Annotated in this window: 11 protein-coding genes; all 11 read left to right on the top strand. The window is 69.6% G+C overall.

Going from position 1 to position 10,449, the window contains the following annotated elements; all coding sequences use genetic code 11:
- The coding region (locus G3I19_RS30245) for an ABC transporter permease (RefSeq protein ID WP_239074929.1) at positions 1 to 849 on the top strand (849 nt) is incomplete at its 5' end.
- 3 nt (positions 850 to 852) lie between these two features.
- Positions 853 to 1,656, top strand: coding sequence for an ABC transporter permease (locus G3I19_RS30240; RefSeq protein ID WP_164266908.1), 804 nt, complete (start codon positions 853 to 855; stop codon positions 1,654 to 1,656).
- Positions 1,653 to 2,894, top strand: a complete 1,242-nt coding sequence (locus G3I19_RS30235) for an MCE family protein (RefSeq protein ID WP_164266907.1) — start codon at positions 1,653 to 1,655, stop codon at positions 2,892 to 2,894. The genes G3I19_RS30240 and G3I19_RS30235 overlap by 4 nt, the downstream gene beginning before the upstream one ends.
- Positions 2,891 to 3,922: an MCE family protein gene (locus G3I19_RS30230; protein WP_164266906.1), complete on the top strand. Its 1,032-nt coding sequence runs from the start codon at positions 2,891 to 2,893 to the stop codon at positions 3,920 to 3,922. Before G3I19_RS30235 ends, G3I19_RS30230 begins: the two co-directional genes overlap by 4 nt.
- The gene (locus G3I19_RS30225) at positions 3,919 to 4,968 is read left to right on the top strand and encodes an MCE family protein (RefSeq protein ID WP_164266905.1); all 1,050 of its coding nucleotides are present in this window, start codon (positions 3,919 to 3,921) and stop codon (positions 4,966 to 4,968) included. Before G3I19_RS30230 ends, G3I19_RS30225 begins: the two co-directional genes overlap by 4 nt.
- Positions 4,965 to 6,149, top strand: a complete 1,185-nt coding sequence (locus G3I19_RS30220; protein ID WP_164266904.1) for an MCE family protein — start codon at positions 4,965 to 4,967, stop codon at positions 6,147 to 6,149. Before G3I19_RS30225 ends, G3I19_RS30220 begins: the two co-directional genes overlap by 4 nt.
- A complete protein-coding gene (locus G3I19_RS30215; protein WP_239074928.1) occupies positions 6,146 to 7,351 on the top strand; it encodes an MCE family protein in 1,206 nt (401 codons plus the stop codon). The genes G3I19_RS30220 and G3I19_RS30215 overlap by 4 nt, the downstream gene beginning before the upstream one ends.
- Positions 7,351 to 8,613: an MlaD family protein gene (locus tag G3I19_RS30210; RefSeq protein WP_164266903.1), complete on the top strand. Its 1,263-nt coding sequence runs from the start codon at positions 7,351 to 7,353 to the stop codon at positions 8,611 to 8,613. Before G3I19_RS30215 ends, G3I19_RS30210 begins: the two co-directional genes overlap by 1 nt.
- Positions 8,610 to 9,122, top strand: a complete 513-nt coding sequence (locus G3I19_RS30205) for a hypothetical protein (RefSeq protein ID WP_164266902.1) — start codon at positions 8,610 to 8,612, stop codon at positions 9,120 to 9,122. The genes G3I19_RS30210 and G3I19_RS30205 overlap by 4 nt, the downstream gene beginning before the upstream one ends.
- Positions 9,119 to 9,748 (top strand): hypothetical protein, encoded by a 630-nt coding sequence (locus G3I19_RS30200; RefSeq protein ID WP_164266901.1) that lies wholly within the window; start codon positions 9,119 to 9,121, stop codon positions 9,746 to 9,748. The genes G3I19_RS30205 and G3I19_RS30200 overlap by 4 nt, the downstream gene beginning before the upstream one ends.
- 45 nt (positions 9,749 to 9,793) lie before the next feature.
- Entirely contained in the window at positions 9,794 to 10,345 is a 552-nt protein-coding gene (locus G3I19_RS30195; RefSeq protein WP_239074930.1) for a hypothetical protein, read from the top strand.
- The last annotated feature ends 104 nt before the right edge of the window (positions 10,346 to 10,449 follow it).

The raw sequence follows: 10,449 nt of genomic DNA, 5'->3' as shown, positions 1-10,449 counted from the left end.
CCGCCTGTCCGCCCCGCCGCCCAGCCCCCCGCGAACAGCGCCACCGGCCGGGCAGCCGACGACCGGCAGCCCCGCCCGCCGCTGCGGGCGCTCGCGCCACTGCGCGAGACCGGGAAGCTGTTCGCCCTCGGCGCCACTGTCACCCGGGCCGTCTTCCGAAGACCCTTCCAGGTACGGGAGTTCATCGAGCAGTTCTGGTTCATCGCGAGTGTCACCATCCTGCCGGCCGCCCTGGTCTCGATCCCGTTCGGCGCGGTCATCGCCCTCCAGGTCGGTTCGCTCACCCAGCAGCTCGGCGCCCAGTCCTTCACCGGCGGGGCGAGCGTCCTCGCCGTCATCCAGCAGGCCAGCCCGCTGATCGTCGCCCTGCTGATCGCGGGCGCCGGCGGATCGGCGATCTGCGCCGACCTCGGCTCGCGCAAGATCCGCGAGGAGCTGGACGCGATGGAGGTCATGGGCGTCTCACCCGTCCAGCGCCTCGTCGTCCCCCGGGTGCTCGCCACCATGTTCGTGGCGGTCCTGCTGAACGGCCTTGTCTCGGTCGTCGGCACGCTCGGGGGCTACTTCTTCAACGTGATCCTTCAGCACGGCACACCGGGCGCCTACCTCTCCAGCTTCTCCGCGCTCGCCCAGCTGCCCGACCTCTACATCAGCGAGGTCAAAGCGCTGATCTTCGGCTTCCTCGCCGGGATCGTCGCCGCCTACCGCGGGCTGAACCCCAGGGGCGGCCCCAAGGGTGTCGGTGACGCGGTCAACCAGTCCGTCGTCATCACCTTCATGCTGCTGTTCTTCGTGAACATGGTGCTCACTGCGGTCTATCTGCAGATCGTCCCCGCGAAGGGGAGCTGACCGATGTCCATGCTCAGCCGGCTCGACCGCTCGGGCGACCAACTCGCCTTCTACGTACGGGCGCTCATCTGGATCCCGCGCACCCTGCGCCGCTACATCAGAGAGGTCCAGCGGCTGCTCGCCGAGGTCGCCTTCGGCAGCGGCGGCCTCGGGGTCATCGGCGGCACCATCGGCGTGATGATCGGCATGACCCTCTTCACCGGCACGGTCGTCGGCCTCCAGGGATACGCGGCGCTCAATCAGATCGGCACCGCCGCCTTCACCGGATTCATCTCCGCCTACTTCAACACCCGTGAGATCGCCCCGCTGGTCGCCGGACTCGCCCTCTCCGCGACGGTCGGCGCGGGTTTCACCGCCCAGCTCGGCGCGATGCGCATCAACGAGGAGGTGGACGCGCTCGAAGCGATGGGGGTGCGCTCCATGCCGTACCTCGTCACCACCCGGATCATCGCCGGGGTCGTCGCGATCATCCCGCTGTACGCCATGGGGCTGCTCAGCTCGTACGTCGCGTCCCGTCTGGTGACCGTCCTCTTCAAGGGCCAGTCGTCCGGCACCTACGACCACTACTTCAATCTCTTCCTTTCCCCGGACGACGTCCTGCTCTCGGTACTCAAGGTGCTGATCTTCAGCGTCCTGGTGATCCTGGCCCACTGCTACTACGGCTTCCACGCCACCGGCGGCCCCGCCGGGGTCGGGGTGGCGGTCGGCCGGTCGGTGCGCAACGCCATCGTGCTCATCAGCGTGACCGACTTCTTCCTCTCGCTGGCCATCTGGGGCGCCACGACGACCGTGAAGGTGGCGGGATGAGCGCGCGGACAGTGCGGCGCAGGCTCGCCGGAGTGGTCTTCATCGTGGTCCCCGCCCTGCTGATCTGGCTGTCGATCGCCGTGTACCGCAAGGACTTCACCGAATCGGCGACGGTACGGGTGGACACCGACAGCGTCGGCAGCGAGATGCATCTCAACGCCGACGTGAAGCTGCGCGGTGTCGTCATCGGCCAGGTCCGCGGCATCAGCTCGAACGGCGACGGCGCCCGGCTCACCCTCGCCATCCAGCCGGACGCACTGGGCCGGGTCCCCGCCGACGTCACTGCGCAGATGCTGCCGACGACGCTGTTCGGCGAGCGGTACGTGGCACTCGTCCCCCCGGCCCACGCCGCCACCCGGGCGCTGCGGCCCGGCGCGACCATCCCGCAGGACCGCTCCCGCAACGCCATCGAACTGGAGCAGGTGCTCGACCACGTACTGCCGCTGCTCACCGCGGTCGAGCCGCAGAAGCTCTCCGCCACGCTGACCGCGGTCTCACAGGCCCTGAGCGGACGGGGGCAGCAGCTCGGCGACACCTTCGTCACGCTCGACACGTACCTCAAGAAGCTCAACCCCCAACTGCCCACGCTCAACCGGGACATCGCGGAACTGGTCAAGGTCACCAAGGTCTACTCGGACGCGGCGCCCGACATCCTCACCGCGCTCACCGACTTCACCACCACCAGCTCCACCCTCGCCGAGAAACAGGCCCAGCTGGCCGGCCTGTACGGCACCACCACCAAGACCGCGCAGGACGTCACGGCCTTCCTCCAGCAGAACAAGGACAACATCATCCGGCTCTCCGCGACCGGCCGGCCGACCCTGGAACTCCTCGCGAAGTACGCCCCCGAATTCCCCTGCACCCTGAGCACGCTGGCGGGCTTCGTCCCCGCCATGGACAAGGCACTCGGCAAGGGCACGGACCAGCCGGGACTGCACGTCAGCCTCGACTCCGTCCCCTCGCTCGGGAAGTACACACCGGGCAAGGACACCCCCTCCTACACCGCGAGCGGCGGGCCGCACTGCTACTCCGTCCCCTACATCGGCAGGACCGTGCCGACCGCCGCCACCGGAGCGAGCAGGTCCGACAGCCTCGGGCTGCCCAACTCGCCCCAGGAGAACCAGCTCGTCAACGAACTGCTCGCCCCCGGCACGAAGACGGCGGCGCAGTCCCTTCCCGACTGGAGCAGCCTGCTGGCAGGCCCGGTCTTCCGCGGTGCGGAGGTGAAGCTCAAATGAAGCGCCGCAGCCTGACGGCCCCGCTCGTCAAGTCCCTCGTCTTCGTCCTGGTGACCTCGCTCGCCACCGTGGTCCTCGGGCTGAGTATCGCCAACACGGACGTCGGCGACACCGTCTCCTACCGGGCGCGCTTCACCGACGCCACCGGGCTGGTCGAAGGGGACAGCGTACGGATCGCCGGGGTGAAGGTCGGCCAGGTCGAGTCGGTGAAGGTCGCCGACCGGCGGCTCGCCGAGGTGCGCTTCGCGGTACGGAAGGGGCGTACGCTGCCCGCTTCGGTGACCGCGTCGATCAAGTACCTCAACATGGTCGGCCAGCGGTACGTCGACCTGGAGCAGGGCAGCGGTCCCGTCGGGAAACCCTTCCCGCCCGGCCACACCATCCAGCTCTCGCACACCACACCGGCCCTCGACCTCACCGAGCTGTTCAACGGCTTCCAGCCGCTCCTCCAGGGGCTGGCACCGGCCGAGATGAACCAGCTCGCCAACTCCATCGTGCAGGTGCTCCAGGGCGAGGGCGGCACCGTCGACAGCCTGCTCCAGCACGTCGGATCGCTGACCACCACGGTCGCCGCCAAGGACAAGGTCATCGGCCAGGTCATCAAGAACCTCAACACGGTACTGACCACGGTCAACGACCATGAGTCCGACTTCAACGACCTCGTCGTCACCCTCCAGCAGCTGGTCTCCGGCTTCGCCGGGGACCGCAAACCCCTCGGTGACGCGATCACCGCGATGGGCGCGCTGACCACGTCGACCGCAGGACTGCTCCAGGACGGCCGGGCGCCGCTGAAGAAGGACATCAGCGAACTCGGCAGGGTCTCGAAGCAGTTGGGCGACAGCACACCCCAGCTGCAGGACTTCCTGCGCAACACACCGGCCAAGATGCAGGCCATCACCCGGCTCGCCTCCTACGGATCGTGGCTCAACCTCTATCTCTGCGAGGCCCGGGTGACGGGTGTGACCACATCGGACGGCAGCAAGCCGCCCACCGGTATCGGGGTCACCGAATCGAGGTGCCAGGGATGAACCGGCCCCGCCCGCGGCTCCCGCGGATCAAGCCCGTACGGGAGCGCAACCCGGTCGCCGTGAGCCTCGTCGGGCTGCTGGTCCTCGCACTGATCGGGCTCGCCGCCTACCGCGCCGACTCACTGCCCTTCATCGGCGGCGGCACCACGTACACCGCAGACTTCACCGAGTCGGCCGGGCTCGGCGCGGGTGACGAGGTACGGATCGCCGGGGTCAGGGTCGGCCAGGTGAAGGCGGTCGCGCTCGACGGCGCCAAGGTCAAGGTGTCCTTCAAGGTCAAGGGCGCCTGGGTCGGGAACTCCAGCACGGCCGCCATCGCCATCAAGACACTGCTCGGCGACAAGTACCTGGCACTCGACCCGGTCGGCACCGCCCCGCAGGACCCATCCGCCCGGATCCCGCTGGGCCGCACCACATCTCCGTACGACGTCACCCAGGCGTTCAGCGGGCTCAGCGACACCATCGGAGACCTCGACACCAAGCAGCTCGCGAAGAGCTTCGAGACGATCTCGGACACCTTCAAGGACTCCCCGCCCGATGTGAAGAACGCGGCCACCGGCCTCTCCGCGCTGTCGCGGACGGTCTCGCAGCGCGACGCCGAACTGGCCAGGCTGCTCAAGGGCAGCAAACAGCTCACCAAGACACTCTCCGACAAGAACAGCAGCTTCGACGCCCTCCTCAAGGACGGCAATCTGCTGCTCGGCGAGATCCAGAACCGGCGGGACTCCATCCGCCGGCTGCTCACCGGAACCACCGACCTCGGCACCGAACTGACCGGCCTGGTCAAGGACAACAACAAGCAGCTGAAGCCGACACTGACCGCGCTCGACAAGGTCACGGCCGTCCTGCTGAAGAACCGCAAGAGCCTGGACAAGGCGCTGTCCCTGGCCGGCCCCTACTACCGGCTCGTCGGCAACACCCTGGGCAACGGCCGCTGGTTCGACACCTACATCTGCGGGCTCGTCCCGAAGAACTACCTGCCAGCGGGGACACCTCCGGCCACCGGATGCGTGTCGCCCCGGCAGCCCCAGGGAGGCAGCCGATGAACCACACCACCAGGCGGCTTGCGGGAATCGGAGCCGGACTCGTCCTGGTCGCCGGGGTGACGACCACCGGGGTCCTGGCCCTCGACAGCGCCGGCGGCCACCGGATCACCGCCTACTTCGACCGGGCCACCGGCCTCTACGCGGGCTCCGACCTGCGGATCCTCGGAGTGAAGGTGGGCCGGGTCGACTCGGTGAGGCCGGAGGGCCGCGAGGTGCGGGTGGTGCTCGTCCTCGACAAGGGCGTGAAGGTGCCCGCCGGTGCCCGCGCGCTGATCGTCGCACCGAGCATCGTCGCCGACCGGTACGTCCAGCTGTCACCCGCGTACGCAGGCGGCCCGCAGCTCAAGGACCGGGCCACGCTCGCCGCCGACCGCAACGCCGAACCCGTCGAGGTCGACCAGCTGTACGCGAGCGTGACCCAGCTGGCCACCGCACTCGGGCCGAAGGGCGCCAACTCCAGTGGCGCGCTGAACGATCTGCTCAAGACCGGCGCGGCCAACCTGGACGGCAACGGCAAGGCGATCGGCGACTCGATCGAGCAGTTCGGCAAGGCGGCCAAGACGCTCGACAAGAGCAGCGGTAACCTCTTCGACACCCTGGCCTACCTCCAGTCCTTCACCTCGATGCTCAAGGGCAACGACGGAAAGGTGCACACGGCGGAGCAGCAGCTCGCCACCGTCTCCGGCTTCCTCGACGACGACAAGGACGACCTCGGCACCGCACTCGAACAACTGGGCACCGCGCTCGGCCAGGTGAAGACCTTCATCGAGGAGAACCGCGGCTCGCTCAAGAAGAGCGTCAGCCGGCTGCGGCCGATCACCGACACCCTGGTCGAACAGCGGGCCTCACTCGCCGAGATGCTGGACGACGCCCCGCTCGCCGCCGACAACCTGCTCAACGCCTACGACCCCGTGCACCGCACCATCGACGGCCGGGGCAATCTCAACGAGATCAGCATGAACGGCCAACTCAGCGGTACGGGCGCCGCGTCCACGGCCGGAGACGCGAGCGGAGCCGGCGGCGGTGTCCCGGCCGGGGCGGGGCTCGACGGGCTGGTCCCCGTACAGCCGTCCCAGCAGAAGGCGCTGCCCACGCTGCCGCTTCCGGCGGTGGGCGACGTGTACGGCTCCCCGCCGAAGACAGCCGCGAAGCCCACCGGCCACCAGGGGGCCGAGCGATGAGCCGCACCTCGCAGCCCGGCATGTCCCGGCCCGGCCCCTCCCGTACGTCCCGCACCTCCCGTACTTTCCGCACCTCCCGTACGGGGATCGCGGCCGCGGTCGCCCTGGCCATCGGCTGCACCGTTGCCATCGGCGGCTGCGCCGGGCCGTCCTTCTCCGGCATCGAGAACCTGCCGCTGCCCGGCGGGGCGGACCTCGGCTCGCACCCGTACGAGATCACCGCCGACTTCGCGGATGTCCTGAACCTCGTCCCGCAGGCCGCGGTCAAGGTGAACGACGTGGCCGTCGGCCGGGTCTCGAAGATCACGCTCTCGCCGGGGCGCTGGTCGGCGCGGGTCACCATGCGCGTCAACGGCAAGGTGAGCCTGCCGCGCAACGCCTACGCCCACCTCGAACAGTCCAGCCTGCTCGGCGAGAAGTTCATCCAGCTCACCGCACCGGACCAGGGCGCGTCGGCCGACCGGCTCACCGACGGCCAGACCATCCCGATCTCGCGCACCAACCGCAACCCTGAGGTCGAGGAGGTATTCGGCGCGCTGTCTCTGCTGCTCAACGGCGGCGGCGTCCAGCAGCTCAGGACCATCAGCACCGAGCTCAACAAGACCCTGGGCGGCCGGGAGCCGCAGATCCGCTCCACGCTCCAGTCCGTCAACACCCTGGTGACCAGCCTCGACGGGCACAAGAGCGACATCACAGCGGCGCTCGACGGAGTCAACCGGCTCTCCGCGACCCTCGCCACCCGCAAACAGGACATCAGCAAGGCGCTCACCGGCCTCAGCCCAGGACTGAAGGTGCTGGAGAAACAGCGCGGCTCCCTGATCACCATGCTCAAGGCGCTCGACACCCTGTCCGGGGTCGCCGTCGACACGGTGAACAAGAGCAAGGCCGACATGGTCGCCGACCTCAAGGCGCTCGCGCCGACGCTCCAGCAGCTCGCCGACTCCGGCAAGGACCTGCCCGACTCGCTGCAGGTGCTCTTCACCTACCCGTTCACCGACGAGGTGCTGCGCGGGGTGAAGGGCGACTACCTCAATGTCTATCTGGATGTGACGGCCGTGCCGGGGACCAGGATCGTTCCGCCGATCACCCTCACCGGGGGAGGGGCCCAGACCGGGGGCACCACAGCGCAGAAGTCCGGCGCCGGTGCGCCGCCCCTGCCGCTGCCCTCCGTCACCGCACCGTCCACGGAAGGCGGCCACTGATGGTCACCAGGGCCACCCGGCTGAAGAACATCGCCTTCCTGCTGCTCACGGTGCTCGTCCTGGGCTACCTCGGGGCCCGCTACGCCGACCTGGGGCATCTGGTCGGGCTGCGGGGCTACTACGTGGTGAAGGTCGAACTCCCGGAGACCGGCGGCCTGTTCACCCACGCCAACGTCACCTACCGGGGCGTCTCGGTGGGGCGGGTCGGTCCCATCAGGCTCACCGGCGACGGGGTCGAGGCCGATCTGCGGATCAGCAACTCGGCGCCCCCCATCCCCGCCGACCTCAAGGCGTCCGTCGCCAATCTGTCGGCCGTCGGCGAGGAGTACATCGATCTGCGGCCGGCCGCCACCGGCAGCCCGTATCTGGAGGACGGATCCCGGATCGCCCGGGCCGACGCCAGCATCCCGGCCCCGGTGACCAATGTGCTCACCAGCGTCAACGACCTGACGTCATCGGTGGATCTCGACGCCCTGCGTACGGTCGTGGACGAGTCCGGTGCCGCGTTCGACGGGCGGGGTGAGGACCTCCAGGTCCTGATGGACAGCAGCAAGGACTTCCTCAGGGCCGCGGACAAGGCGCTGCCCACCGACACCAAGCTGATGACCGACGGCGAGACCGTGCTCCGTACCCAGACCCAGGAGGGCGACGCGCTCAAGTCCTTCGCCAGGGGCGCCAAGGGGCTCGCCGGGCAGCTGGTGGAATCCGACACCGATCTGCGGGCGCTCATCGCCGCCACACCAGAGGCGGCGACGCAGGTCAGCGGATTGCTCAGAGATCTGAACCCCGATCTGAGCGTGGTCGTCGCCAATCTGCTGACGACATCCGATGTGGCGGTCACCCGGCAGCGCGGCACCGAGGAACTGCTGGTGAAACTGCCCGCGGTGGCCGCTGCGGGGTCGACAGCGATCAACGCCGAGGGAGCACGTTTCGGGATGGCCGTCACCTTCTTCTCGCCGCTGCCGTGCACGGCCGGGTACGGCGGTACGACGTACCGCAACGGCCTGGACACCAGCGCCACTTCGGAGCTGAACACCGGTGCCCGCTGCACCTCGCCGCCCAGTACGGGCAAGGAGGTGCGCGGTTCGGCGAACGCACCGAGCGGCGGCCCGGTCCCGGCGCCCGCCAAGCCCGGATCCCTGCTGCTCGGAACTGACGCGGGAGGGGCGGGCTCGCTCCCCGGAGCCCTCGGCTCACCCGCGCTCCCCGCCACGGGCCCCACCGATCTGGGTGGTCTGCTCGGTCTCGGAGGCCGCTCATGACCACCCGTACGAAGGCGCTGGTCTGGGCGGCCTGCGCGGTGGCCGTCCTGTTCTGTGCCGTCGCCGGCCGGGTGTACTGGCTGGCGCGCCAGGACGATTCCCTGCGGTACGCGGCGTCCCGGGACGCCGCGCTGGCCGCCGGCCGCGAACGGATCGCCGAGCTCAACACCCTGGATGTGAAGAACATCGACAGCGGGCTGGGATTGTGGCTCCACGCCTCGACCGGCGCGCTCCACGACAAGCTGGCCGCCACCCGCGCCACCGACCGCACCACCCTGACCAAGGCGGGGACCTCCGCACGCGGCACCGTCACGGATGCCGCGCTCACGGCGCTCGACTACCGGGCGGGCACCGCGGCGCTGATCGCCACCGTCAAGGTCGCCGTCACCCCCAGGGGCGGTACGGCCACGACCGACCGCAAACGCTTCACGGCCACGCTCGCCCGCACCCGGGAAGGCTGGAAAGTCACCGCACTCAGCGCAGTGCCGGTCGGTAAGGAGGGCGCGTGAGCAGCACCGTCGAGGACAGCGGAGTGGACGCCTCCGGCGCCCCGGACGGGCCGGACGCCCCGGATTTGACTGACGCCTCTCCGGATACCTCTGATGCGCAGACGCCGCCCGCGCCGGGTGGCCCCGGGCACCGCCGGGCTCTGATCGCGGGGGGCCTGGCCGTGCTGCTGCTGGTGCTCGGCGGCGGCGGAATGCTGTTCCGTGCCCACCAGTTGAGGAACACCCCGGCCGCAGAGAACCGGGCACTGACCGACACGGAGGCCACCTCGCAGGTCACCGGAGATGTCAGTGACACGCTCGGCAAGGTCCTCTCCTACACACCGCAGGCCACCGACGTCACGGCCCAGTCGGCACGCGAACTGCTCGCCGGGAAGGCCGCGAAGCAGTACACGGCGCTCTTCGGGCAGGTCGGGAAGCGCGCGAAGGAGCAGCAGCTGACGCTCACCACCCAGGTGGTACGGGCCGGAGTCACCCGGCTGACCGGCACCGAGGCGCGACTGCTGGTCTTCCTCGACCAGACCGCACAGCGCAAGGGGAAACCGGCCGGGGTGGTGGCCGCGCAGCTGTCGGTGACCGCCGAACTGCGCGGCGGCAACTGGCTGATCACCGACATCACGGCCCGCTGAGGGAGACGTACTCACATGACGCCCACATCGCCCATATCGCCCAGGATGCTCAGGACGCCCAAGGTGCCCAAGGCGCTCAGGACGGCAAGGAATCCGCTGACGGTCGTGGCGCTCACGCTGGTGCTGCTGGCCGCCGGTGCGGCGGGCTGGGGCGGATGGTCCTGGTATGCGGCCGCGCACGACGACTCCGCCGCGTACGCACGGTCGCGCGACCGGGTGCTGGCGGCGGGGGAGCAGGCCGTACAGAACATGAACACGCTCGACCACCGGAAGCTCGCGGCCGGGCTCGACGCGTGGGAGGCGTCGACCACCGGAGATCTGCACAAGCAACTCACCGAAGGAAGGGCCGGGTTCGAGAAGCAGATCAAGACGGCGCAGACCGTGTCCACGGCGAAGGTGCTGTCCGGAGCGGTCACCGAACTGGACGACCGGGCGGGCAAGGCGAGCGTGATGGTGGCGCTGCGGATCACGGTGACCGCTCCGAAGGGCAAGCCGGCCGAGAAGGAGACCCGGCTGCTCGGCGAACTCACACGCACGTCGGGGGGCTGGAAACTCAGCGCCCTGGGCCAGGCGCCCGTCGGCAACACCGCCGGCTGACCAGGAGAGGAGCTGAGGACGACATGTCGACCACCCGTCATCTCATCAACCGGCAGCGGCGCCTGGCGGCCGTGGCCCCGGTGCGCGCCACGCCACGGGGGGCG

Source organism: Streptomyces sp. SID10853 (assembly GCF_010548145.1).
GTDB lineage: Bacteria > Actinomycetota > Actinomycetes > Streptomycetales > Streptomycetaceae > Streptomyces.
The sequence above is the reverse complement of the archived record's forward strand: the minus strand, read 5'-3'. Positions and strand labels throughout refer to the sequence as shown.

What these genes read in the sequence shown, in the direction of transcription:
- G3I19_RS30240 (WP_164266908.1), top strand. Translation starts at nt 853, where the DNA reads ATGTCCATGCTCAGCCGGCTCGACCGCTCGGGCGACCAACTCGCCTTC.
- G3I19_RS30235 (WP_164266907.1), top strand. Translation starts at nt 1,653, where the DNA reads ATGAGCGCGCGGACAGTGCGGCGCAGGCTCGCCGGAGTGGTCTTCATC.
- G3I19_RS30230 (WP_164266906.1), top strand. Translation starts at nt 2,891, where the DNA reads ATGAAGCGCCGCAGCCTGACGGCCCCGCTCGTCAAGTCCCTCGTCTTC.
- G3I19_RS30225 (WP_164266905.1), top strand. Translation starts at nt 3,919, where the DNA reads ATGAACCGGCCCCGCCCGCGGCTCCCGCGGATCAAGCCCGTACGGGAG.
- G3I19_RS30220 (WP_164266904.1), top strand. Translation starts at nt 4,965, where the DNA reads ATGAACCACACCACCAGGCGGCTTGCGGGAATCGGAGCCGGACTCGTC.
- G3I19_RS30215 (WP_239074928.1), top strand. Translation starts at nt 6,146, where the DNA reads ATGAGCCGCACCTCGCAGCCCGGCATGTCCCGGCCCGGCCCCTCCCGT.
- G3I19_RS30210 (WP_164266903.1), top strand. Translation starts at nt 7,351, where the DNA reads ATGGTCACCAGGGCCACCCGGCTGAAGAACATCGCCTTCCTGCTGCTC.
- G3I19_RS30205 (WP_164266902.1), top strand. Translation starts at nt 8,610, where the DNA reads ATGACCACCCGTACGAAGGCGCTGGTCTGGGCGGCCTGCGCGGTGGCC.
- G3I19_RS30195 (WP_239074930.1), top strand. Translation starts at nt 9,794, where the DNA reads ATGCTCAGGACGCCCAAGGTGCCCAAGGCGCTCAGGACGGCAAGGAAT.